The following is a 24,046-nucleotide window of genomic DNA, read 5'->3' as shown; positions in this document are numbered from 1 at the left end:
ATGAGCGAACGAATCGAAGCCGATGTCGCGATCATCGGTGCGGGACCAGCCGGGCTATTCGCGGTTTTCGAGTGCGGCATGCTGAAAATGTCCTGCGTGCTGATCGATGCGCTGGGCGAAGTCGGCGGCCAATGCGCCGCCCTCTATCCCGAAAAACCAATTTACGACATCCCCGCCTATCCCGCGATCGACGCCTCGGTGCTGATCGAGCGGCTGGAGGCGCAAATCGCCCCGTTCAAGCCCGAGCGCGTGCTCGGCCAGCGGGTGGAGCGCCTATCCGGCCAGCCCGGCGCCTTCACGCTGGGCACCGATGGCGGCGCCGAGATTCACGTCAAAGCCGTGGTCATCGCCGCCGGGGCCGGGGCGTTCGGCCCCAATAGGCCGCCCTTAGACGGTCTGGCCGCGTTCGAAGCGAGCGGTGCGGTGAAATATTACGTGCGCAAGCGCGAAGCCCTGCGTGGCAAGCGGGTGGTGATCGCCGGCGGCGGTGATTCGGCGGTCGATTGGGCCTTGGCACTCAAAGACGTCGCCGCCTCGGTCGCCGTGGTGCATCGCCGCGCCAAATTCCGCGCCGCCCCGGAAATGGCCGCTCAGCTCGACGCGCATGCCGCCAGCGGTGCCATCGAGCTGGTCACGCCCTACCAGCTGCACGCGCTGCACGGGGCCAACGGGCTGTTGAGCGGCGTCGAAGTGGCCGATCTGGAAGGCGGCAAACGCCTGCTACAAGCCGATATTTTGCTCCCGTTTTTCGGCCTGTCGAACGATCTGGGGCCAATCAGCACCTGGGGCGTGGATTTGGCGTTGCACCGGATCACCGTCAATCCGGCAAGCTGCGAAACCAGCCTGCGCGGCGTGTTCGCCATCGGCGACGTCGCGACCTATCCCGGCAAATTAAAGCTGATTTTGCAAGGATTTTCCGAAGCCGCGATGGCCGCGCACGCTATGTTCGCCATTGTCAAGCCAGGCGAGGCCCTGCATTTCGAATATTCAACATCCAAAGGGGTCGCGGCATGAGCGATAATATCCACAAGCGTCCCAGCATGGGCAGCATCATCCGCCGCATGTTCATCGGCCCGGCCGGGTTGCGCGCGGGCTGGGCGCTCGCGATTTTCCTCGTCCTCGCCGCAGCCATGGTTGCCCTCATTGGCTTTATCGTGCGTATCGCCATCAATCATCTCGATCCGGCTTTCGGCAAGCTAATCCTGAAGGTCATGCATGGCGCCGCCCATGCCCCGGTCGCGTTCGTGCTGACCAATGAAGGGCCATTATTACTGGCCTATGCCGGTGCTTTGGCCGTCATGACCTTGATCGAGCGTCAATCCTTCACCGCCTTCGGCTTGGGCGGGATCAGGCGGTGGCAACGGCTCGGTGCTGGATTTTTCTGGGGGTTCACCGCGTTGAGCCTGCTGATTTTCCTGCTCTGGAGCACCGGTCACCTCGTATTTCTCGCCCATCCGGTGCAGCCCGGTGCCGTATTGCGCAGTGGCGTGTTTTGGCTGATCGGCTGTGGCGTCATCGCGCTGGCGGAAGAAAATCTATTTCGCGGTTATTTGTTATTCCGGTTGAAAACCGGCATCGGCTTCTGGCCCGCGGCGGTCTTACTCGCGCTCCTGTTCGGTCTGGCCCATGGCGGCAACGCGGGCGAAACCCATCTCGGCGAAATTTTCGCAGGGCTTTATGGATTGGTGATTTGTATCAGTATTGCCTACACGCGTTCACTCTGGTGGGCAATCGGCTTTCACGCCGCCTGGGATTGGGCCGAATCTTATTTCTACGGCACGTCGGATAGTGGGATGATTTCGCAAGGGCGTTTGCTCGCAACAGCCCCGCGCGGCAATATTTATTGGAGCGGCGGCCCTACCGGGCCGGAAGGCAGTGTTTTCGCCTTCGTCGCGTTAGCCTTCGCGGCCCTGGTCATGGTCATCACTCTCCGCAACGCGCCGATGGAAGCGCGTGCGAAGGATGCTAAACCCGGTTGATACTTATTTCCGGCGTGACTTGGCCGGCACCGCCGGGGCTGCCGGCTTCGTGCCGAGGCCGATTTTCTTGGCGAGGTTCGAGCGTTGTTGCGCATAATTGGGGGCCACCATCGGATAGTCGGTGCGCAAATTCCAACGTTCACGATATTGCTCCGGCGTCATCCCGTAAGACGACTTCAAGTGACGGCGCAGCATTTTCAGTTTCTTGCCGTCTTCCAGACAAATAATATAGTCAGGGAACACGGATTTTGCGGGATTAACCGCCGGTTCCGGCCGTTGCGCGGCCTTGGTTTCCGCCGTCGGCTCACCCGCCAGACTGCGATAGACTTCACGGATCAATCCGCCCAGCGCTTCGGACGGCACCGAGTTGTGCGACACATGGGCAGAGATGATTTGCGCAGTCAGATGTAGAAGCTGCGCGTTCTCGGGTTCTTGCGACATAGACGATCCTTCGATATTGATAATTGGAATATGAATAGCCAGGGTGCTTAGGCACAAACATTGTATCCGTGCAAGCGCTAAAGTCAGTGTAAATTATGTCAATGTTTTGGCTGTTGAGACATGTGCCCGTCACGCGGACAGGAAGTAGGTTGATGATGAATTCGGTTCGTTCCAGTATATTAATTGAGTCTTCCGAAACGGAAACCCGTTCTGGCCTGCCCGCCCATGACCGCGCGATCGATATTACCGCCGAAACCTGCCCAATGACTTATGTGCGCACCAGACTTGCATTGGATGTGATGCAAACCGGCCAAATATTGCTGGTTCGATTACTTGGGGCAGAACCGCTGTCTAATGTCCCGCGCGCCGCGACCGATCAGGGCCATGACGTGTTAGACCGGATCGATTTAGATGATGGCAGCGCCGTCCTGGTGATTCGCAAAGGTTAGCCATAACCGTGCTGGAACATGTCCATCACGAGGCCGCCCTTCGCGTTATGATCGGCCTGCTTGGACCAGCAAAACCAAACCAAGCGAGCATGACATTACATTAAAATAACAATCGTTTCATCGGCACTCCCAATGATCGTACGATTTTTAATGGCCAATCGGTTCGCCGTCCGCCTCGATCTGATCACGCAGCGTCACATCCGCAACACCCAGGCAAAGCAGCAACGCCAACAGCGAAAACCCGCTTGCCAAGCCAAAGGTCAGATGGAACCCGCTTAGGATCGCGCTCGGCGCAGCGGCGCGATGGCTCAGCCGCGAGGCCATCACCGTGCCGGCCATGGTCGCACCAAAGGCCCCGCCCATGGCGCGCAAGAGCAGCAAGGTCGCGGTCGCCGCCCCAACATCGGTGCGCGAAGCGGCGTTTTGCACGGCCACCAGCGAGGAGGGCAACACAAAGCCAATCCCCATGCCGAACGCGAAACAAATTGTCACAATCAACAATGTCGGCGTGGAGCCAGGCAACAGCGCCAGCACAGCATAACCAAGGGACGTGGTTGCCAACCCACCAATCAGCAAAAACCGCGTGCGCCCGCTGTGCCGCGCCCATTGGCCCGCCGCATAGGCCCCCAGCGTCGTCGCAACCAGGAACGGCATGATGTCCCAGCCCGATTGCGCCGCATTGGCGTGGCGGATCAGTTGGAAAAACAACGGCAAGGTAAAAATGGCGGTAAACATCACCAAGGCCGTTAAAAATCCAATCGCGACCAGACGGTTGAACGATGGATCGGCGAAGAGGCGCATCGGCAGCAACGGGTTGGTCGCGCGCTGCTCCCAGCGCCATAACCCCGCCACCGCCACCATACCCAAACCAAACATCGACAATATCGGCCAAGACAGCCAAGCAAAGCGATGACCACCCCATGACAGGCCAACCAGCCAGCAAGCGACCGCGCCGGTCAGCAAACCCGCACCGGCAAAATCAATCCGCCCGCCCCGCGTCTGTTCGCGCAGCAAGCGCAGCCCGCGCTGGCTCAGGATCAGCGCACCGATCCCCAGCGGCAGATTGAACCAAAAAATCCAGCGCCAGGACAAATGGTCGGTCACATAACCGCCAATCACCGGCCCGGCGGTCGAGGCAACGCCCCAAGTCCCGGCAAGCCATCCCTGATATTTGCCACGCTCGCGCGGCGAGACCACATCCGCCACCGCCGCCTGCGAAATCGCGAGCAAACCCCCGCCACCAATGCCCTGCAACGCCCGTGCGGCGATCAATTCACCCAAATTCTGCGCCAGCGCGCACAGCAAGGCTGCAATCACGAACACCACAATCGCCGGCACCAGCGTGCGGCGCCGGCCAAGCTGGTCAGATAAGCGACCATAAAGCGGCGTGGTTGCGGTCGAGGTCAGCAAATAAGCGGTGACCACCCAGGATAAATCGCCGAAACTATGCAAATCGGCGGCAATCGCCGGAACAGCAGGCACCACCACCGTCTGATCGAGGGCCGCGAGCAAAATGCACAGCAGAATTGCGATAATGACGGTGCGCCGCTGCGCGTGGGTATACTCCATGGATCAGCCTATTGTTGAAAGGACAGGCAATGTGACAGATAACGGCGGCCAGAGGCAATTGCGCACCCAACGACGCTTTGCCGCATCTGCTATGCGCTCCGGCGTTGCACTGCACGCGCCAGCATGGCTTAAGTGTCGAACCTTCACCTAATGGTTAAACCCATCCTTTGAAAGATGTTGCCGATGCCCTTGAGCCCGCCTGCCCAACGAGACCTTTTGCATTTGCGGGATATCGCCATTCGCGGCTTTCTGCGGGCGGATGGATTGATCGATATCGAGGCCCGGCTGACCGACACCAAAACCTATAGTTTTGGCAATCATGATCGCGGACGGATTGGGGCCGGCGAAGCGCTGCACGGCATGGGCCTGCGCGTCACCATCGATCAATCGCTCTGTGTGATCAGTGCTGAGGCCGCGATGGATTATACGCCGCATAATGTTTGCCCCGGTGTTGCGCCAAATTTTGCCCGGCTTGCCGGATTAACCATTGGCAAAGGCTTTTTGAAGGGCGCCACCGAACGGCTCGGCGGTCCCGCCGGTTGCACCCATCTGCGCGAGCTGTTGCAGCAAGTGGCCACCGTCGCCATCCAAACCATGTTCAGCGTGCGCGCCCACAAAGACGCGCGCGAAGGCACGGCGGAGCGGATCGATTGGAAAGTACCAACATTTTTGGTCAATACCTGCTTTGCCTATGCCGAAGATGGCCCGTTGGTGCAGCAAAAGCGCGAGCGCGCCGCTCTCGCCGCTGCGGCTAATGCGGATGGATCGTCGCCATCAGCGTAAGCCCGGCTGGCCCGCCGACAATAATAAACACGCACGGCAAAATAAACAGGATCATCGGCACGGTGAGCAGCACTGGCATCCGTGCTGCCCGCTCCTCAAAGCGCGTCAATTGCTCTTCGCGTAACTCGCTGCTCAGCACCCGCAGCGCCTGGGTAATCGGCGTGCCATATTGAATAGTCTGCACCAAGGTGGACCCCAGGCGCTTCAGACTATCAAGCCCGGTTCGCCGGCCCAAATTGAGCAAGGCTTCACTGGCATTATCAGTCATGCGCAATTCACCATTGGTGATCTTGAATTCCTCCGCCACCGCAGGATGGGTCGCGGCAATATCGGTCGCCACCCGCGTCAGTCCGGCATCCAGGCTCAGCCCGGCATCCGAACAAATCACTAACATATCCAACGCTTCGGCAAGCCCCGCCTCCAGCCGTTTCAAAAACCGGCTTCGGCGGAATTTCAGCACCAAATCGGGCAGCAGCAAACCAACAATCCCGGTTGCCATCGGCACGCCAATGGTCGGCGCAACACCAAACCCGGCAATTCGGGCAACGCCCAGCCCCAGCAGAGCCAAGCCCCCCCACGACACTGTCTTAATCCCAATGAAAAGCCCCAACGTCACGTCGTTGCGCAACCCCGCGCTGCGTAATGTATGACGGGTCTCATCGAGCGAGCGAAAACTCAGCAATCCACTCCGAACAATAAAAAATCCAATAAAAATCAGCAATGAGACAAAAATATTATGCCGCCGCCCTTCAATCCGGGCCATTTCCGGCTGTAAAGCCCGCAAAACCCGCCCCCGCAACGCCTGATCCAATTCAAAATGCGCATAAAAGCCAAATGCCATCGCGATCACACCGATAAACAGCCCCGCCAACGCCAGCAATTTGATCATGACAGGCTCCGCGCGATGATCGTCTTCATCACCAAAAAGCCAAAGCATAGCAAACCAATCGCCAGCAATAATAAATGTTTCCCGGCGAGCGTGGTGACGAACGGCGCCATATATTTTGGGTCCAACAACCCAATCGCAATCCCGGTAAAAACCGGCAAACAACCAAGGATCAACGCGCTGGTGCGCGCTTCGGCTGCCAGCGCATAAGCCCGCGCCTTCGCGGCAATCCGCTTATGCACAACAGTGGCCAGCGTTTCGAGTGTTTGGGCCAGCGCACCGCCCGTGCGTGATTGCAAACCGAGGGCGGCGGCAAAAAATTTATACTCGGCAATGCCATTGCGCTCACTGATTGCCTGCAACGCCTCTTCCAGCGTCACGCCAATCGCCAGCCGATTGGCAATATCGCGGAACTCACCTGCTGTTGGTTCCGGCAAATCGCGCCCAACAATTCGCAGCGCACCCTGGATTGGAATCCCCGAGCGAATACATCGCACAATCGTAGCCAACGCATCCGGAAATTGCGACAAGAGCAGCGATGTCCGCTTCTTGCGAAAATAACCCAGCAGAAATCGGATCACCAAAATCACCAACGCCGGGTAGATCATCATCATCGGACCGCCGATCAGCAGGCGCAGCACCTCAGTGATCGCCAATGCCAGAACACCCCCGCCGATGAGCAAAATCGGCATGCGCCCACGCGCAACCGGCAACCCACCGGATTTTAACCCGAGCACCCAGCCCACAACGCCGGTCTGAAGCCAATCATCAAGCGATTTCTTGCCAAGTTTCGACTCGATCACCCGGCTATGACCATCGAAATTGATGCGCGCAACCCGTTGTGCATACCGCATTTGCTGCTGATTAAAGCTAAGCGTTTGCTTGAACGCAACAATAAAAATACCAAAAAATATAGCGCCACCCGCAAGCAAGAGTGAAATCATGACGATCCCCCTTGCGCCTCTTCGATGGCGGCATTCCAGCTACGCAGCAGCCCAAAATAGGTGAGTTGCTCCTGAAAACACGGACGACCGACCCCAATAACATAGCGCGACGTGAGCTTTCCTGAGGAATCCTCGCCCAGTATCTCCAGTTTTACAATGTCATTGAGCAGGACCGTTTCGCCCTCAATCCCGGCAACTTCGGTAATCTGCACCAGGCGGCGCACCCCATCACGCTGGCGTTCCACCTGCACGAACAAATCAACCGCCGAGACCACTTGTTGGCGGATCGCCCGCAGCGTGAGCCCCATACTCGCCATCTGCACCATATTCTCGATACGGGCCAGCGCATCACGCGTGTTGTTCGCATGGATCGTGGACATCGAACCATCATGCCCCGTATTCATCGCCTGTAACATATCAAAGGCTTCGGTGCCGCGCACTTCGCCGATGATGATGCGGTCAGGACGCATGCGCAGCGCATTGCGCACCAGATCGCGCTGATTAACCTCACCTCGCCCTTCAAGATTTTGCGGTCTGGTCTCCAGGCGAACGACATGCGGCTGTTGCAGTTGCAATTCGGCGGCATCCTCAACGGTCACAATGCGTTCGCTCGTTTCGATAAACCGGCTCATCGCATTCATCAGCGTGGTCTTGCCCGATCCGGTGCCTCCAGAAATAATCACATTCAACCGGCAGCGGGCCGCGATTTCCAATAATCGGGATATCGGCGTGGTCATCGTGCCAAACTGCACCAATTTCTTAAAATCGATTGATTTCTTGGCAAATTTCCGAATTGAAAGACAAGGACCATCAATGGCGAGCGGCGGCAGCACAATATTGACGCGCGATCCATCTTTCAGCCGCGCATCCACCATCGGGCTCGCCTCATCAACGCGCCGCCCGACCGTCGAGGCGATGCGCTGGGCAATATTGGTGGCATGAACATTGTCGCGAAACCGAATATCCACCTGCTCAAGTCTGCCGCTGCGCTCAATGAAAATCCGATCATGGCCATTGACCATAATGTCGGTAATACTGTCGTCCGCCAGGAGCGATTCCAGCGGCCCCAGCCCAATCATGTCATCGACAAGTTCAATCGCGAGCTGGCGCTGCTCGCGCGCATTGAGCTGGATCCGATGCTCGGTCGCAAGCTCGGTCAAAATCTGCTCGACCATCGCCTCGATGCGCGCACTCGGCAAGTGCGCCAAGCTCGCTGCATCGATCTTGGTCAAGCAGAGCGCGCGCAGATGGCTGGTATTGCTATCTCGCTGCACCCGGCCAACATCGCCCTGCGGTTCGATGATCGGCGGAGCCTCTAACTCGGTGCGACGGCCAAACACATGCGCGCTGCTGCTCATAAGGGGCTGGTCTCCATGGTGGCGCCGATATTTTTTACCAAATCAAGCATGGCCGTCCGAAACGGGCCTTTTTTGGCGCTGGCGAAGCGCCCTAAATCACTGGCAACACGCACCGACTTATCCCAATCGATCACGGCACGACCGAGATGATCGGGCAGCGCGCTCTCAATACTGGCGCGGCTCACGCGCTGATGCGGGCGCCGAATAAAAGCGACATGGGAAGCTGCACTGCGCCCTTGATCTTGCGCCAATATCGTTTGCACAGCGCTCACCCCGCGCGGCGAAAGATCGGTCACAAACAGGTTTTGGTTCGCAAGACCAAGCAATTCGCCAGCGAAGCCAAACAACCGACAGGGCAGATCGGCGACAATAAAATTATAACGCTGGCGTAAGGCATCGACTAACGCGTGCCCAGCTCCGTGATGATATCTCCATTTTTCGGTATAAGGCTCTTCTGCGGCCAGAACATGCAGCCGGTCAGAGGCCATTTGCGCTGATCGTTCAATTAACAGCGGGTCGATCCGATCCGGCGTTTCCAAGGCGCTGCGCAACCCCGAACTCGGCGCGACATTGGCGGCAAGCGCTGCCCTGCCAGCCAGCAAATCGCCGTCCAACAAAACTGTATGGCGCCGCGTTTCCACACCAAGCAACCAAGCGAGATTAGCCGCCACAGTAGACGCGCCAACCCCGCCCGCGAGGCCGCGCACCGCAATCAGCGAGCCACCCCGATGAATATCAACCCGAGGCTCATCGCCCATCGCCCAAGGCACCAGATCGCGCGCCAACTGCACCGGATCGAGTGGCTTGGGTAGATATTCCCGAATGCCTAAATTGCGTGTCAAAGTCCGGTAAAACCCAACACTGTGAACATCGCCCGTCACCAGCACGCGCGTGCCGGGTTCAATCACGTGTTCGAGCCGCATCAAGGCACTCAAGGGCTGATCTTCGCCGGAAATATCAACCAGCACCGTCTTCGGCGACCGCATGGCGCCGAGGGCCGCGAGCATTTCCTCGAACGAGCTCAATCGCACCCGCATCGGCCCAATTGCCGGATGGCTGAGCACGCTGCGCAGACACGCCAGTGAATTCGGATCGTTGACAAAGCCGAGAAACGTCTCTCGCTCAATTTTCGTGGCCGAACCCTTCGCTGTCGCCGTTAACCGCTCGGACAATTCATTCATGATCGGCATTCTCCCCGCTCGCGATGCACCAAGCGATCATGGCCGGAACACAATCTGCTTTGCAGTTCCCTGATAGATCGTGATTTCGCCACCGCGATGCGGGCTGGGTCGTAGATTGGCCAGCACCGGCGAAACCTGACTGCCATAAACCGGCGCCGGAATCGCCGGTCGTGGCTGCGCCGCCATGCTCGATGAGCGCACCACCAGCGATAGCGGGCCCAAATGCGCCGCCACCTCAACCCGCTCAGCCTGATCGGGGCTTACTTCAAGCGTGACCGTGCGCGCCGGGGCAGGGGCCTGACCACTGGCATCGGCGCCCTGGACCAGCCGCTGATCGATCGCAATCACCCGCACATCGGCCAGCACCGTTTCCGCCGCAACACGATGCCCCGGATTAATCCCCGGCCCATCAAGGCTTTGCGTCAAAATCAAATCAACCCGGTCGCCCGGCCAAATCAGCCCTGCCGTGCCCGAAATCGCATCAACGCCAACCGACACGGCGCGCATGCCCGGATGCAGCACCGCCGCTAGAAACCCATGATCGCCAGGACGGATCACAATCCCCGCCGTAATCAGCGCGCCCGGCGCCAGCGCGCTGCGCACCATCGCCCCGGTATAGGCCGACCGCGCGGCGGCACTATCAATCACCGCACCCGGCGGAATTTTGCCGGTATCGATCACCGCGGTCAGATCAGCGGGCTGAATCAGGCTCCCCGCATGCAGAGCGTGCGCCACACCGAGCAGCTGCACCGGTCGGATCGCGGCGGGGCGCGGCCGGGCCGGATGCAGATCAAGCCATGCGACCGTCCCGAAACCGGCAAGACCCAGGGCCAGAAATGCAAGGAGTGTTAGTCTGACGATCATGATCGGAAAACCCTTTGCTGATTTCCAATCTCTGACACCAAATACTTATCAAATCGTTACCAACCACATCAATCATTTCCAGCAAACTCGGCATCCGCACCGCGCGCGGATCAAAAACCAGGCCGCTCCCCATCACAGCGCCACATGAGCATGCACCCATCGCCCTGATCGCGGGACGCTGCCTTCAGACCGAAGAGGCTTGCTGAATCGTTAAGCGGTTAACGAAAATGACAGGCCCAGCGCTGCCAAATCCGCCGCCGCCGGGCGCGCCCCGGTGCGCGCAATCGCCAGAGCCGCCGCCTCACTCGCCAAGCCGCCGCACGCGGCCAAATCAGCCCCTTTGGTCAGCCCGGCGAGAAATCCCGCCGCATACGCATCGCCCGCACCCGTCGTATCAACCACGCGGGTCGGCACCGCCGGCACCTGATAGCGGGCCTGACCCGCGCAAATCACGCTGCCGGCTTCGCTGCGGGTCAGCACCGCGAGCGGAATATCCGCCGCCGCCTCGCGTTCGGCGGTCGCAAAATCATTGCTCTGATACAGCGCGCAAATCTCCGCCTCGTTGGCAAACACGATATCTGCCGCCTCGCCAATCAAGCGCCGAAACGCCGCCCGATGCCGATCAACGCAAAACTGATCCGACAACGAAATCGCCACCCGCCGCCCCGCCGCCCGCGCCAACCGGGCCGCATGCAAAAACGCCTCCTGCGCCGCCGGCGGGTCGAACAAATAGCCCTCCAAATACAAAATCGCCGAGTCGGCAATCAACGCCTCATCCAGATCCGCCCGGCCAAAATCAGCGCTAATGCCCAAACAGGTATTCATCGTGCGCTGGCCGTCCGGCGTCACCAAAATCAAGCATCGCGCCGTCGGTGCCTCATCGCCCGTCATGATCGCAGGTGCTGGCAGCATCGGATAATGCACGCCAATCGCCCGCATCGAGGCCGCAAACACCGTGCCCAACGCATCCGGCGCCACCTTGCCGATAAAAGCCGTCCGCGCGCCCAGCCCCGCCGCAACCGCACAGCTATTCGCGACCGACCCACCCGCCGATTCCAACCCGGCGGGCATCTGCGCATATAAATGTAGAGCCTGCGCCCCATCGATCAGCGTCATCGCGCCATTGCGCATATCGTGACGATCCAAAAATCCATCATCGGTATGGGCAATCACATCAACAATCGCGTTGCCGATACCAAGCAAATCAAACCGGGGTTGGGTCATGCATCATCCTCTTCCCGCGCGTGCTATCATCCGCGCCCGCTAACCGCAAACCAGCCGCGCGCCGTCCAGCGCCACTTGCCGACATAATGCGTCGTCAAATCTAAAAATTTTGAATGGTTGCGTTCTGCCGGTTGTCCGGCAGGCCGGTGCATGCTAGCCATTTTTGCGCAATCAACCGCCGTTAAGGCTTGATTTCTCGCCGTTCCGGCTTGGTTCGGCAGATCGCGAGCGCGGCTGTGTCAGCAATCCGTCTGGCACCGATGAGGGAGGAAAATGGGGTGATCGGATTTTTCAAACGTGACGATCCACCGAGCAACGCACCAACCAGCACACCAACTGGCGCCATGGCGCGGCCTGCGCCAGACTCCGCCAACCCGGCATCGCCGGAGATCGATGATGGTCTCAGCGTGCCGCCATTTCGCGCCGCCGAGCCCGCACCGGCGCGCCACCCTGCCGACCCGATTTCCCCCGGTTCCCCCGGTCCTCATGATCTGTCCAATAAGGAGAGTCCGATGGCTCGTTCACCCTTCGCCCCTGCCCCGAGCGCCCCGCTAAATCCAGCCGCCTCGCCGATGGCCACCGGCGCACCGATGGGGTTCCGCACCCCAACCCACGAAACCACTGAGCGGCGCACCCTGGTCGTCGGTCGCGGCATCAGCGTCCAAGGGTTGGTGCAGGATGCCGAGCGGCTGGTGGTCGAAGGCCATGTCGAAGCCACCATGATCACCGCAACCGAACTCGCCATCACCCAAGGCGGCGTGTTCAAAGGGGAGGTCGAAGTCGAAGAGGCCGAAATCGCCGGCACCATCGATGGCACCTTGACCGCTCGCCATGCGCTGATCGTGCGCGGCACCGGCCGCGTGCTCGGCACCGCCCGCTGCCGCCGCTTGCAAGTCGAAGATGGCGGTCAAATCACCGGCCGCATCGAAATGCTCTCGGATACGCCCAGCCAGCACGATCCGGTGGTCGACTGAGCTTTGGCTCGCGCATACCCAACGGGCCGATAATGAAGCTGGCGATGCAGCAACCGCGTCGCGTGCCCGCCGCCCACGTCAATGTCGCGCATTGGCGCGGGTGGATGCGCCTCGCGCTCCTGCCCTTGGCCGCCGGGTGGCTCGCTGGCTGTGCGACTCAATCGCCTCGGCTCAGCGACACCAAATCCAGTCCAGCCGCACCATCGCCGGTGCATCTGATCGGCGCCACCCCGGCGTTGCTGCGCGCTTCGCTGATCCCACCGGTCTTGCGCCGCAAGGATGGCTCGGCTGAAGTGCTGGTCTATAATTCCCAAACCTGCCGCCTCGAAATCGTGCTGTACCCGGGCGCTGGCGGTGGCAAGCTCGTCTCGCTGGTCCAACCCATGCCGCGCACCGTGCAGCTTTCCACCTGCATGGCCAGCCTACAGCGAAGCGGTACATCTTAATGCGGTCAGTCGTGACGCGGTCAATCCAATAAGAGGGCGGCAATGAGCATGTTGCGCGTGGCGGTTCAAATGGACCCGCTGGCAGAGATCGATATCGAGGGCGATTCCACCTTTGTGCTGATGCTGGAAGCCCAAAAGCGCGGTCATCGCCTGTGGCATTACGGCGTCAGTGATCTCTGGTTCGATTGCGGCACCGTGCGCGCCCGCGTGCGCCCGGTAACCGTGCGACGGGTCAAGGGCGATCATTTCACCCTCGGCGCACCCGAAATCGTCGATCTCGCGCGCATGGATGTGGTGCTGATGCGCCAAGACCCGCCCTTCGACATGGGCTATATCACCGCGACCCACCTGCTCGAGCAAATCCATCCGAAGACCCTGGTGGTGAACAACCCGGCATCGGTGCGCAACGCCCCCGAAAAATTGCTGGTCACCGAATTCCCCACTTTGATGCCCCCCACCATGATCGCGCGCGACCGTGCCGCAATCGCCGCCTTCCGCGCGCAGCATCAGGACATTATCGTCAAGCCGCTGTTCGGCAATGGCGGCGCGGGCGTGTTTCGCATCCGCCCCGATGATGAAAATCTAGGCTCCTTGCTCGATATGTTCCTTGGCGCCTCACGTGAGCCGGTGATGATCCAGCGCTATGAGCCCGCGGTGCGCGCCGGCGATAAGCGCATCATCCTGATCGATGGCGAAGCGATGGGGGCGATCAACCGGGTGCCGATGCAAGGCGATGTCCGCTCAAACATGCATGCGGGTGGCCGCGCCGAACCCACGATTCTCACCAGCCGCGACCGTGAAATTTGCGCCGCCATCGGCCCGCTCTTGCGCGAGCGTGGCCTGTTATTCACCGGCATCGATGTGATCGGCGATTACCTGACCGAGATCAACGTCACCTCACCCACCGGCCTGCAACAAGTCGCCCGGTTCGATGGCGTGCATCTCGAAGCCTCGATTTGGGATCGCATCGAAGCCCATCGCTGACGCAGTATTCGGGCGCAATGCCACCTCATTGACCGATTTGCACCAAATATTTGTGCAAATTTACGGTTCATCGTCATAATATTGAGTAACGAAGCGCCGAACCGGGTTGTCAGTCAAGCTCAGCTATGTCAGCGGTGGAAAAATTCCGCCTGCTCACGATCGAGGAAACACCATGCGCCGCCCGGTTCTGCTCTATTTCGTGATGCTCATCGCCTATCTGGTGATTGATTCCGTCTGGCTGACCTTCACCTCGAACGCTCTCTATCGCGCCACCCTCAACGATATTTTGCTGCCCGGATTTCATCTGGCCCCGGCCATCGCCGTCTATTTTTTGCAAGTTCTCGGCCTGGTGGTGTTCGTCATGCCGCGCGCCATCGCCTCCGGGCGCGGCATCACCGCCTTGTTTTACGGTGCCGCCTTCGGCCTGTTCACCTACGGCCTCTACGACCTGACCAACGACGCCACGCTGCGCCACTGGACTTTGCCGCTCACCCTGATCGACATGAGCTGGGGTGCGGTGGTGTCCGGGTTGGTCTCGCTGATTGGCTTGATTTTCGCCCGCCGCTTCGGGCGCCAACGCATTTTCTCGTGACGCCATCTTGCGATTGCGACGCCAACAGCGCCATGGCGCGCTGCTCTAGCCGGTCCGGGCGCAACCCACGAAGCCCAAAAGAAGCCAAAGCAAAGAAGCTGAATAGCGGCGCGCATACCGCCACTCAGCCACTCAGTCATTTCACCGCAAGCGGCAAAACCATAACATCACGCTTTGGCATGCTGGGTTGATTTATGCGCATCGGTCGTATGCTGATGCGCACTCGCCGACAAGCCGGACGCCTTCGTCGAATGTTCAAGTGCTGATTTTTGATCGCCCTTGCCATGCTGCTCAGCGGCCATATGATGGGCCTTCGCTGTGTCTTCGTGCGATTTGGCGGCGGCTTGGTGACTGGTTGCTGACATGATGATCTCCTTTTAAAGCAACGCGCCGGCATGATGCCGGTTGGCGGCAGAGCAAAGCCCGATCGGAGCAAAGTCCGCTCAAAGTCTCGCCCTGCACAGCATCATGTCGTTCGGCCTGATATGATAAACAACCAGCCAAATCATTATGAGAAATTATTTACCTCACCATAATCAATACTGAATTTCCGCTAATATTCAAAAAATTAACTTTCACCCTGTGGGCGCTCAAAGGCATCCTTATCATCAAACCGCTGCAATTTTTCCACATGCATCCAGGAATGACGGCTACCAATCGCCTTGACCAGATCGGCAATCCCCTGCGGCGGGTTGCCCTGTGCCGGGGCTTTCAACATGAATCTGCAATCGAAATGATCAACCAGGAATGTCTGCCCGCCCGTCGCTGGCCACACCTGCACACCCCGGTTGGAAATACTATCAAGCCGGAGCTGACTGCCTTCGGCAATCTGGGTCAATGACGCCCCCAACTCCGCCGCTGACAAATCAGACTCGATAAAAATATCAACCCCAATCAATTCGCGGGATTTCGGCTCGGTATGCGCCGTCAGGTCCGGCCAAGGCGTCAGCGTCAACGGGCTATAGGCGCGTGACGGCAAATTGCTGGAGCGGCCCAGATTCTCAATCACCTGCCCCACGAATTTGTCGGTGCCCACCCCATGACCGCGCGGCGATAAGTCGCCGGTCAAATTCTTGCCTTCAGCCAAAGTAATGAACAAAGCCTGTTCAATGGTCGCCGCCGCATCAAACGCGCCGATATGGCGCAGCAGCATAATCCCCGCCGAGAGCAAAGCCGTCGGGTTGGCCAGGCCTTTGCCGGCAATGGTCGGTGCGGAGCCATGCACCGCCTCGAAAATCGCCACATGATCCCCGAGATTGGCCGACGGGGCGATGCCCAAACCACCCACCAAACCCGCAGCGAGATCCGAAATAATATCACCATTCATGTTGGAGGTGACGATCACATCGAATTGCTCCGGCGCAATCACCAGCTGATGGGCGCAATTATCGATAATAATATGGTCCCGGCTGATCCCCGGATAATCCGGCCCCACCTGCTCGAACACCCGCTTCATCATGCCCTCGGTGAGTTTCATGATGTTGGCCTTGGTCGCACAGGTCACTTTCTTGCGGTCTTCCGCGAGCGCCAAGCCAAAAGCCGCGCGAATAATCCGCTCACAGCCCGGTCGCGTCATCAGTTTCAAGCACTGCGCCACATCGGGCGTCTGCATATGCTCAATGCCAGCATACACGTCTTCAACATTTTCGCGGACAATCACCATATCAATACCGCGCCCGGTGAAGGGCGTCTTAATCCCCGGCAGCTCACGCACCGGTCGGATATTGGCATAAAGCTCGAAATGTTTGCGCAGAGTGACATTCGCCGATTTTTCGCCAAAACCAACCGGCGTTTCTAACGGCCCTTTCAGCGCCAGACCATTTTTCGCAATCGAATCCAGCGTCTCGCGCGGTGCGCCGGAGGGAATCCCCTTTTTGAACACCGCCGCCCCGGCTTCCGCCAGCTCCCACTCAACCGGTGCCTGCGCGGCATCAAAAATCCGCCGCGTCGCGTCGAAAACCTCCATCCCAATGCCGTCGCCCGGCAGGGCGGTCACGCGGGTTTTGGTGCCGGTGGCGTGCGTCTGTGTCATCGCAATTCCCCTAAGCGTTGCAGAATGAAGCTGTGCCGCCTCTATAAGCAATTCGCCGGATCGGTGCCATCGCACCGCAGCACAGGACACCAGACGGTAGCGCACACATGGCTGACGGGCTTGGCGATGACGACCCGATCATAGGCCCCAAAACCAAACGATCCGTCACACTCGACCGTTCTGTTACCCGTTGGAGCCGATATGGCGCACCAGATTAATCAACGTCTTGCGCAACCGCTCGGCGGCCACCTGCAAAATGCCAAGCTCATTAAATTCGGTCTGCAAAACCGGCTCTTCGAGCTTTTCACCAAACGAGATCGCGCGCACCCGCTCAGTCAGCAAGCCCAACGGGGTCAAAATCCGTCGATTGACGAAATTGCGCAAATTCAAGCCAACGCCCACAAAGATGACCAGCGAGAAGAACAAACTCAGGCCAAAAATCGTGTAAGCCGTCTGCAAAATACCCGACACATCGACCCCGAACACCACAGAGCCAAACATTTTCCCGGAAAAATCTTTGAGCGGCAACACAAAGAGTTGATAGGATTTGCCAGTCCCAATCGAGGTGGTCGCCGAAAATCGAGGGTCGATATCGCTCGGATGACGTTGCAAAAACCGCGTGAGCGCAGGCGAATTGGTGAATTTCTCCTGATAAGGCCCAACCATCGGCAACGGCAGATCATGCGTTGCCGCCTTGCCACCGGCAGCCTTGAAACCAGGCGGCTCCTGGATCAGCACCGAAACCACGCTGCCGGGAATATCCTGGATGATGGTGCGGAAAATCGCTGTCACCGGCAATGAAATCTGTGCGGTGCCCACCGGCACGTTGCTCGCCGATAACACCGGCGCCACGCCACTGATCGCATAGCCAATTTTCATCAACCCAAAATCACTGACCGGCTGACCCGATTTCAACACCGCGTGAATATCGGGCCGGGCAATCGTGCGATCACCATAAACATGCGGCTTATTGGCGCGGAACAGCACATGATGATCCTGAATGAACACCACAATCGCTCGGCCATATTGATGCTGCAGCGCCTTCCACACACTGCGCGATTGCAGCGCGAGCAAAGTGCGCTGCTGCTTGGAAGGCGGCATGGCGAACGCCTCAATGATATTCGGGTTCGCCGCTAAAGCGCTCGCCTCGGCCACCGCTTGGCCCGCATAGACTTCGCGCAGCCGGTCAAACTCGTTGCGAACATTGACAACTTGCTGCTGCTCCGCACGCTGAATGATCAAATATTGTCCCACGCCGCCAATGAATAAAATCACCAAGGCATTCAGCAGCATCGCAGGGATCAGAAACCGAATGAATTCGGCGCGAAGCATGAGGCCGCGGACAGCCACCGTTTTGGGTTTTACTGCCATCGATCGTACTCTTTTCAATCGTGCTCGAGGAATATTTTGGAGAATACCGACCGGTCGATCCCATAGGGCGCCGATGGATCAGCTGTTGGCGAACGCGGCGGCGGCGGCGGAATCTCAGTGTCATCCGCCGGGCGCTCACTGACGCCCGGGTTCGGCTCCGCCTTGGGATCAGGGTTCCAAGCGGGATCAGAATTCCAATCCGCATCCCAATCCGCCGCCAATTCCGCCCCATGATCGGCGCGCCCGTCCTGCTCATCCGTCGGCGGCAAAATCTCCAGCGTTCGCGCCGACTCAAACCCGCGCGGCACCCGCAACGCCATCTCATAATACTCGGCATCCACCCCGTCATCCGAGGCAAGCACGCGCCCATTCGGCGCGGTGATGATCGCCTTGGGTGTCATCGTCACCGGGTCTCGATCATCGAACATATCATGATCGATCACATGGCCATGATCAGCCCGCCGCCCCGGCCCGGCAAACCCGTCCGGCTCCGCTTCGGCATGATCCGCATCCAGCAGGATCGCCGCGTCTCCCGCCGGTGCCCGATCCATCACCTCATCCGCGCGCTGCTCCGGCTCAACCGGCATCACCGTCTCCGCCCAAACCGGCTCGGCCAATACCGGTTCCTCGAACACCGGTTCCGCCATCACGGGCTCCGCCAACACCGGCTCCGCCGATAAAGCCTCCACCGCCGGCGATGGGTCGTGCAGCTCGGGTTCAAGCAGCGCGTGGTGCACCGGCTCAGCGACCGCGAGCGCCTCAGCCTCCGGCGTATGAACAGTCTCTGGCGCCTTAACCGCCTCCGACGCCGCTTCCACTAGCGCCGCTTCCACGGGCGGCACTTCAACCGGCATCGCAACCGGTTTAGCGGCGGGCGGTGTAGCGGCGGGGGCGGGCGCAGGCGCAGGCGCCGGTTGCGCGCTCAGCCGCGCCTCGCTCAGCCGACGAATACTCGCAATCGGGTCTTGCGGCAGAGGCCCGCTAAAATCATCCATGATCGCGAGAATACGGTCCGCCAAGGCCGAGCAATCCGCCCGGTTCAAATTACCGCCCAGCTCCTGCAACAAAAAGCTGGTCACCGAACGCGCCGGATCACGCTCAAAATCCGGTGCAAAATTGGCCTCCCAGCGCACCATCATGTCCAAAGCGCGTGGTGCTGGCACCGTGCCGCGTAAGGTTCCCCACAAAATCCGTCGAATTCTTGCGCTGGCATCCATGAAGCTAACCCCTGCATCCTTCAAGGCCGCGCCCGATGGCAAGCCCGATGCAGGACCCATCCTGATGAAGAACAAACCAGCGTGGAGCGAGGGCGCGCGCGTTCATAATCAATGTCTCTAGCGCAGCCTGAAATGTTATTCCAGCGTGTTTATTCTTTCTTGGGTTGTAGTCGGTCACGTTGTTCTCTTCACGGGTGGCAGGGCGCGTGCTATCCGGCATTATAGTGGAACGGTCACATTGGTTTGCCGTCAGATCGTTAAGACCTTGAGGAGCCGCGACGATGAGCGAAAGTCAATTACGGGCGATATTATTGGGATTGCGCGCCTTGTCGCCGGACATTCTGGCCTCTGCGGTCATCTCGACTGATGGGCTGGTCATCGCCTCCGCACTCCCGAACGATCTCGATGAAGATCGCGTCGGCGCTATGGCCACCGCCATGCTCAATTTCGGCGCCCGCATTTCCAAAGAACTCGCCCGTGGTGCGCTCGATCAAGTGGTGATCAAAGGTCAAGGCGGCTATGTGGTTCTCGAATTCGTAGGCGTCGATGCACTGCTCTGCATCGTCACCGGCGGCGATGCCAAGCTCGGCCTAGTGCTGATGGCCGCCAGCCGTGGTGCCTCCGCCCTGAACGAAGCCCTCGGCTAAATCTCAGCTCCGCAAACCGGCAGGGCAGGGGCCTCCCGCCATCCAATCCAATAATTCGATCGTGTGAATGGTCGGAATCCCCGCTCCCGCCAATTGCGTCAGGCAGCCAATATTCCCCGCCGCAATCGCATCAGGCGATAGGCTGGTGAGCGTATCAAGCTTGCGCGCCCGCAGCGATGTGGCAATTTCCGGCTGCAAAATATTATACGTCCCCGCCGACCCGCAGCATAAATGCGCATCGCGCGGCTCCACCACCCGAAACCCGGCCTGACGCAGCAGCGCCTTCGGCGCATCGGTGATTTTCTGGCCATGCTGCAACGAGCACGCCGCATGATACGCAATCGTCAGCCCCGATTCCGGACGCGTCCGCTGATAGCCAATTTTCACCAAATACTCGGTCACATCCATCGCCAAGGCCGAAATTCGTGCCGCCTGGGCCGCCAACGCCGCATTCTCGCCCCGCAACGCAAACCCGTAATCCTTCACCACCGTCCCGCAGCCTGATGTGTTGATGATGATCGCATCGGTCTGCTCATCCAGCGCCGCCGCCATCGCATGGATCGTCGCCCCCGCCTGCGCAACGAACGCCGCATGCTTGCCCAAATGATGGGTTAGCGCCCCGCAACAGCCCGCCGCCTGCGGAATAACCACCTCCACGCCCAGCCGGTTCAACAACCGCACCGTCGCCGCATGAATCCCCGGATCCAGCACGCGCTGCGCACATCCCGCCAGCAGCAACACCCGCCCTCGCCGCGCCCCGATCGCCGGATGCACCGCCTGCGCCGCCACATCAGGCCCCTCAGCAACCACCCGCTCCGAGGCCGACAGCGCCAGCATCGCCCGCATCCGCCCAAATAACGCCCCGCGCTGGGGGATCAACGCGGCAAAAGGCCGCGCCAGCCCCGCCGCGCGCAGCGCCAACCGCATCCGCTTTGGATAGGGCAAAATCGCCGCCAGCACCGCCCGCAGCGCCCGATCATGCCAAGGCCGCCGATATGTTGCCTCGACATGGGTGCGCGCATGATCAATCAAATGCATATAATCAACGCCCGACGGGCACGTCGTCATGCATGACAGGCACGACAAACAACGATCCAAATGAAACGCCACCGGCGCACTCGCCGCCGCACCGCTCTCCAGCATTTCCTTGATCAAATAAATCCGCCCGCGCGGACTATCATCCTCATCCCCCACCGTCACAAAACTCGGGCAGGTCGCGGTGCAGAACCCGCAATGCACGCAAGACCGCAAAATCGAATCCGCCACTTTGATCGCCGGATCGGTCAATTGCGCTTCGGTAAAATTGGTTTGCATCAGTGCCTCACGCCGCGTGAAGTTTGCCGGGCGAAAAAATCCCGGCGGGATCAAAAGCCGTTTGCAGCCGGCCACGAATCGCGGCCAACGCCGGCGGCTCCTCAGGCACGCAGGCCAATGAAGCCCGCAACGCCTCCGGCGCTTGCAGCAACCACCAGCCGCCGCCCACCGCTGCCACCGCCGCAGTCAGCGCCGCCGCCGCCGCTGGGGACGCAGGCCCCGCCAGCATCACCAGCCCGCCGCCCCAATCCAAATACCCATCCAGCCCCAAAGCCTGCGCCACGGCGAGAATCCCCGGCCCCTGCGATGGTGCCACCGACACCCGCCAAATCATCGCCCCCTCGGGCACTGGTGCGTCCACCGCCAATGGCGTCGCATCGCGCACCGCCTGCCAAATCGCCAGCGATCCGGCCCGATCCAGCAGCGTCGAGGCCCCATAACTGCTCAATTGCGTGCGCAGCGCCCGCAGCCGATACGCCACCGACGCCGCAACATCCTCAATCCGGATCAACGCCACGGGCCGGTCATACGCCACCGCCGCCGCCGCTCGCTCCGGCAAATACGCCGCCCCCGTCACCGAAAACGGCGATCCCAGCGCCGCCGATAACGCCGCCACCGCCCGCGCCGGCGTCAAATCATGCAGCACCAGCGTCCCGGTTTCCTCAGGGATCGGCAATACCTTCACGGTAATTTCCGTCAACAACGCGAGCGTTCCATAAGAACCGGTCAGCAGCTTGGCCAAATCCAGCCCGGTGACATTCTTCAATACCCGCCCGCCCGAGCGCATAATCTCGCCCCGCCCGGTAATCGCACGCACCCCCAGCACATGATCGCGCATCGCCCCCCAGGCAATGCGGCGCGGCCCGGACAAATTACAGGCAATCACCCCGCCAAAGCTTTGCGTGGCAGGCTCACCCCCCAAAAACCCATAGCGCGGCGGCTCGGCAATCAAATGCTGGCCAGAAGCCGCAAGCGTGGCTTCCAATTCGGCTAACGGCGTGCCCGCCCGCGCACTCAGCACCAACTCCTTGGGCGCATAAAGCGAAACCCCGCGAAACGCCCGCGTGCTCAGCGTCTCCCCGGCCACCACCGGGCGCAAAAACCCGGCCTTGGAGCCATAGCCGGTCAAATTCAACGCGCTCTTTGCCGCCGTCGCCGCCGCAATCGCGCACGCAAACCCCGCCTCGCTATCCGGGGCGATCATGCGGCCTGCGGCAGCGAGGCGCGCGCCGGCAGCCGGTCCAGCGGGAAAACTTTCGCGGTATTCAGCAGCCAATCCGGATCAAACGCCGATTTCACCGCCCGCTGCACATCAAGCTCAATCTCGGTAAATTGCACATTCATCAAATCGCGCTTTTCCACCCCCACCCCATGCTCGCCGGTCAGGCACCCGCCCACCTCAACACAAAGCCGCAAAATATCCGCACCAAACGCCTCAGCCTTTTGCATCTGCCCCGGCTGATTGGCATCGAACATGATCAATGGATGCAAATTGCCATCGCCCGCATGAAAAATATTCGCAACCTTCAACCCATAATCCGCACTCAGCGCCTCAATCCGCGCCAAAACCTGCGGCAGAGTGCTGGTCGGGATCGTCCCATCCATACATAAATAATCCGGGCTGATCCGGCCAATCGCACCAAAAGCGCCCTTGCGCCCCTTCCAAATCGCCGCCGATTCCGCGTCATTTTGCGAAATCTTCAGGCTGGTCGGCGCAAACGTGCTGCAAATATCCTTAATTCGTTCCAGCATCGCGGTCTGCTCATCCGCACTGCCTTCTACCTCGATAATCAGCATCGCCTCGGCATCCAGCGGATAGCCGGCATGGGCAAACGCCTCACAGGCATGGATCGCCGGCCGATCCATAAATTCGAGCGCCACCGGAATAATCCCCGAGCCGATAATCGCATCCACACAGGCCCCGGCAATCGCGTTGCTCGAAAACGCCGCCAGCATCGCCCGCGTGCCCTCCGCCGCGCGCAAAATCCGCACGGTAATTTCCGTCACAATCCCAAGCTGGCCCTCGCTGCCAATAACAATACCCAGCCAATCATACCCCGCGGCATCCAAATGCGTGCCGCCCAGCGTGATAATCTCGCCGGTGATGGTGACCAGCTTCACCCCGAGCACATTATTCGCCGTCACCCCATATTTCAGGCAATGCGCGCCGCCGGAATTCATCCCGATATTGCCGCCAATCATGCACGCCAACTGGCTCGACGGGTCGGGCGCATAGAAAAATCCATCCGCCTCCACCGCCCGGGTAATCCCCAAATTGGTCACCCCGGCCTGCACCACCGCATAGCGATCCGCGTAATCAATGCGCAGAATCCGGTTCATCCGCATCATCCCGATCACCACCGCATCCGCCAGCGGCAACGCGCCGCCCGCGAGCGAGGTGCCGGCACCGCGCGGGATCACCCGAACATTTTGTGCCTGGCAAAACGCCAAAACCGCCGCCACCTGCTCGGTGCTCTCCGGCAATACCACCGCGAGCGGCATTTGCCGATAGGCGGTCAAACCATCCGTTTCATAGGGTTTCAGCCGCACAGGATCGGCAATCACCGCATCCGCCGTCGGCAAAATTTTCCGCAGGCCCGCAATCAGCGCATCGCGCCGCGCCAAAGTCGCAGGATTAGGCGCCGGTAAAGCAATCATGGCAATTCTCCCGAATAACCATCAGCTTTAGCGCATCCACACGGTTCGGTGAAGCGGGCCAGCGAAGCGGGCCAACGAAGCGGAAAGGTGCAGCCGATCAAACCAACCGCAAGACGCTGATCGCCCGCAACCT

The 24,046-nt window shown here is 60.0% G+C and carries 25 protein-coding genes; 10 read left to right on the top strand and 15 right to left on the bottom strand.

All coding sequences use genetic code 11. The features are described from left to right. Nucleotides 1-1,014, top strand: a complete 1,014-nt coding sequence (locus ACYUCQ_RS07300; RefSeq protein ID WP_460253859.1) for an NAD(P)/FAD-dependent oxidoreductase — start codon at nucleotides 1-3, stop codon at nucleotides 1,012-1,014. After that, nucleotides 1,011-1,979 carry a lysostaphin resistance A-like protein gene (locus ACYUCQ_RS07295; RefSeq protein ID WP_460253858.1) on the top strand — a complete coding sequence of 323 codons (969 nt, stop codon included), beginning with the start codon at nucleotides 1,011-1,013 and terminating at the stop codon, nucleotides 1,977-1,979. Before ACYUCQ_RS07300 ends, ACYUCQ_RS07295 begins: the two co-directional genes overlap by 4 nt. A 3-nt stretch (nucleotides 1,980-1,982) precedes the next feature. Here ACYUCQ_RS07295 and ACYUCQ_RS07290 read toward each other — a convergent pair whose 3' ends face one another. Next, entirely contained in the window at nucleotides 1,983-2,420 is a 438-nt protein-coding gene (locus ACYUCQ_RS07290) for a Ros/MucR family transcriptional regulator (protein WP_460253857.1), read from the bottom strand. Nucleotides 2,421-2,575: 155 nt separating this feature from the next. On the opposite strand from ACYUCQ_RS07290, the gene ACYUCQ_RS07285 reads away from it, so the two are divergent. Further along, a complete protein-coding gene (locus tag ACYUCQ_RS07285) occupies nucleotides 2,576-2,869 on the top strand; it encodes a sulfurtransferase TusA family protein (protein ID WP_460253955.1) in 294 nt (97 codons plus the stop codon). A 147-nt stretch (nucleotides 2,870-3,016) separates the two neighbouring features. Here the strand turns inward: ACYUCQ_RS07285 and ACYUCQ_RS07280 are convergent, their stop codons facing one another. Then, a complete protein-coding gene (locus ACYUCQ_RS07280; protein WP_460253856.1) occupies nucleotides 3,017-4,438 on the bottom strand; it encodes an MDR family MFS transporter in 1,422 nt (473 codons plus the stop codon). A gap of 183 nt (nucleotides 4,439-4,621) precedes the next feature. Between ACYUCQ_RS07280 and ACYUCQ_RS07275 the strand changes: the two genes are divergently transcribed. Beyond that, complete coding sequence (locus tag ACYUCQ_RS07275; RefSeq protein WP_460253855.1) at nucleotides 4,622-5,221, top strand: DUF2889 domain-containing protein; 600 nt, start codon at nucleotides 4,622-4,624, stop codon at nucleotides 5,219-5,221. Here ACYUCQ_RS07275 and ACYUCQ_RS07270 read toward each other — a convergent pair. Together ACYUCQ_RS07270 and ACYUCQ_RS07265 are read right to left on the bottom strand one after the other, a co-directional pair. After that, nucleotides 5,190-6,110: a type II secretion system F family protein gene (locus ACYUCQ_RS07270; RefSeq protein WP_460253854.1), complete on the bottom strand. Its 921-nt coding sequence runs from the start codon at nucleotides 6,108-6,110 to the stop codon at nucleotides 5,190-5,192. The two genes, ACYUCQ_RS07275 and ACYUCQ_RS07270, sit on opposite strands and share 32 nt — an antisense overlap. After that, a complete protein-coding gene (locus tag ACYUCQ_RS07265; RefSeq protein WP_460253853.1) occupies nucleotides 6,107-6,910 on the bottom strand; it encodes a type II secretion system F family protein in 804 nt (267 codons plus the stop codon). The genes ACYUCQ_RS07270 and ACYUCQ_RS07265 overlap by 4 nt, the downstream gene beginning before the upstream one ends. A gap of 6 nt (nucleotides 6,911-6,916) precedes the next feature. On the opposite strand from ACYUCQ_RS07265, the gene ACYUCQ_RS07260 reads away from it, so the two are divergent. Continuing rightward, a complete protein-coding gene (locus ACYUCQ_RS07260) occupies nucleotides 6,917-7,045 on the top strand; it encodes a hypothetical protein (protein WP_460253852.1) in 129 nt (42 codons plus the stop codon). 2 nt (nucleotides 7,046-7,047) lie between these two features. Here the strand turns inward: ACYUCQ_RS07260 and ACYUCQ_RS07255 are convergent, their stop codons facing one another. From ACYUCQ_RS07255 to ACYUCQ_RS07240, 4 genes are all read right to left on the bottom strand, one after another. Beyond that, nucleotides 7,048-8,409 (bottom strand): CpaF family protein, encoded by a 1,362-nt coding sequence (locus ACYUCQ_RS07255; protein ID WP_460253851.1) that lies wholly within the window; start codon nucleotides 8,407-8,409, stop codon nucleotides 7,048-7,050. Then, a complete protein-coding gene (locus tag ACYUCQ_RS07250; RefSeq protein ID WP_460253850.1) occupies nucleotides 8,406-9,590 on the bottom strand; it encodes an AAA family ATPase in 1,185 nt (394 codons plus the stop codon). Before ACYUCQ_RS07250 ends, ACYUCQ_RS07255 begins: the two co-directional genes overlap by 4 nt. Before the next feature lie 36 nt (nucleotides 9,591-9,626). Then, nucleotides 9,627-10,454 carry a Flp pilus assembly protein CpaB gene (gene cpaB, locus ACYUCQ_RS07245; protein WP_460253849.1) on the bottom strand — a complete coding sequence of 276 codons (828 nt, stop codon included), beginning with the start codon at nucleotides 10,452-10,454 and terminating at the stop codon, nucleotides 9,627-9,629. 210 nt (nucleotides 10,455-10,664) lie between these two features. After that, entirely contained in the window at nucleotides 10,665-11,678 is a 1,014-nt protein-coding gene (locus ACYUCQ_RS07240; RefSeq protein WP_460253848.1) for an adenosine kinase, read from the bottom strand. Between the two features lie 278 nt (nucleotides 11,679-11,956). Between ACYUCQ_RS07240 and ACYUCQ_RS07235 the strand changes: the two genes are divergently transcribed. The 4 genes from ACYUCQ_RS07235 to ACYUCQ_RS07220 all read left to right on the top strand — a co-directional run bounded on the left by ACYUCQ_RS07235 (nucleotide 11,957) and on the right by ACYUCQ_RS07220 (nucleotide 14,674). Then, entirely contained in the window at nucleotides 11,957-12,652 is a 696-nt protein-coding gene (locus ACYUCQ_RS07235) for a bactofilin family protein (protein WP_460253847.1), read from the top strand. 44 nt (nucleotides 12,653-12,696) lie between these two features. Then, complete coding sequence (locus ACYUCQ_RS07230) at nucleotides 12,697-13,098, top strand: hypothetical protein (protein ID WP_460253846.1); 402 nt, start codon at nucleotides 12,697-12,699, stop codon at nucleotides 13,096-13,098. Nucleotides 13,099-13,140: 42 nt separating this feature from the next. Then, the gene (gshB, locus tag ACYUCQ_RS07225) at nucleotides 13,141-14,082 is read left to right on the top strand and encodes a glutathione synthase (protein WP_460253845.1); all 942 of its coding nucleotides are present in this window, start codon (nucleotides 13,141-13,143) and stop codon (nucleotides 14,080-14,082) included. Between the two features lie 172 nt (nucleotides 14,083-14,254). Next, nucleotides 14,255-14,674: a DUF2177 family protein gene (locus tag ACYUCQ_RS07220; RefSeq protein WP_460253844.1), complete on the top strand. Its 420-nt coding sequence runs from the start codon at nucleotides 14,255-14,257 to the stop codon at nucleotides 14,672-14,674. A gap of 167 nt (nucleotides 14,675-14,841) precedes the next feature. On the opposite strand, the gene ACYUCQ_RS07215 is transcribed toward ACYUCQ_RS07220, so the two are convergent. From ACYUCQ_RS07215 to ACYUCQ_RS07200, 4 genes are all read right to left on the bottom strand, one after another. Next, nucleotides 14,842-15,039, bottom strand: coding sequence for a hypothetical protein (locus tag ACYUCQ_RS07215; protein ID WP_460253843.1), 198 nt, complete (start codon nucleotides 15,037-15,039; stop codon nucleotides 14,842-14,844). A 203-nt stretch (nucleotides 15,040-15,242) separates the two neighbouring features. Then, complete coding sequence (locus ACYUCQ_RS07210) at nucleotides 15,243-16,706, bottom strand: NADP-dependent isocitrate dehydrogenase (RefSeq protein ID WP_460253842.1); 1,464 nt, start codon at nucleotides 16,704-16,706, stop codon at nucleotides 15,243-15,245. 183 nt (nucleotides 16,707-16,889) lie between these two features. Then, nucleotides 16,890-18,056, bottom strand: coding sequence for a cache domain-containing protein (locus ACYUCQ_RS07205; RefSeq protein WP_460253841.1), 1,167 nt, complete (start codon nucleotides 18,054-18,056; stop codon nucleotides 16,890-16,892). 35 nt (nucleotides 18,057-18,091) lie between these two features. After that, entirely contained in the window at nucleotides 18,092-19,354 is a 1,263-nt protein-coding gene (locus ACYUCQ_RS07200) for a hypothetical protein (RefSeq protein WP_460253840.1), read from the bottom strand. Nucleotides 19,355-19,575: 221 nt separating this feature from the next. Between ACYUCQ_RS07200 and ACYUCQ_RS07195 the strand changes: the two genes are divergently transcribed. After that, nucleotides 19,576-19,941, top strand: coding sequence for a roadblock/LC7 domain-containing protein (locus ACYUCQ_RS07195; protein WP_460253839.1), 366 nt, complete (start codon nucleotides 19,576-19,578; stop codon nucleotides 19,939-19,941). 3 nt (nucleotides 19,942-19,944) lie between these two features. On the opposite strand, the gene glcF is transcribed toward ACYUCQ_RS07195, so the two are convergent. The 3 genes from glcF to ACYUCQ_RS07180 are packed head-to-tail and all read right to left on the bottom strand — an operon-like array spanning nucleotide 19,945 to nucleotide 23,913. Beyond that, nucleotides 19,945-21,255 (bottom strand): glycolate oxidase subunit GlcF, encoded by a 1,311-nt coding sequence (glcF, locus tag ACYUCQ_RS07190; protein ID WP_460253838.1) that lies wholly within the window; start codon nucleotides 21,253-21,255, stop codon nucleotides 19,945-19,947. 7 nt (nucleotides 21,256-21,262) lie between these two features. Then, nucleotides 21,263-22,459, bottom strand: a complete 1,197-nt coding sequence (locus tag ACYUCQ_RS07185) for an FAD-binding protein (RefSeq protein WP_460253837.1) — start codon at nucleotides 22,457-22,459, stop codon at nucleotides 21,263-21,265. Further along, a complete protein-coding gene (locus ACYUCQ_RS07180; RefSeq protein WP_460253836.1) occupies nucleotides 22,456-23,913 on the bottom strand; it encodes an FAD-linked oxidase C-terminal domain-containing protein in 1,458 nt (485 codons plus the stop codon). Before ACYUCQ_RS07180 ends, ACYUCQ_RS07185 begins: the two co-directional genes overlap by 4 nt. Nucleotides 23,914-24,046 lie beyond the last annotated feature (133 nt).

This window comes from Acidiphilium sp. MT5 (assembly GCF_054767495.1).
The sequence above is the reverse complement of the archived record's forward strand: the minus strand, read 5'-3'. Positions and strand labels throughout refer to the sequence as shown.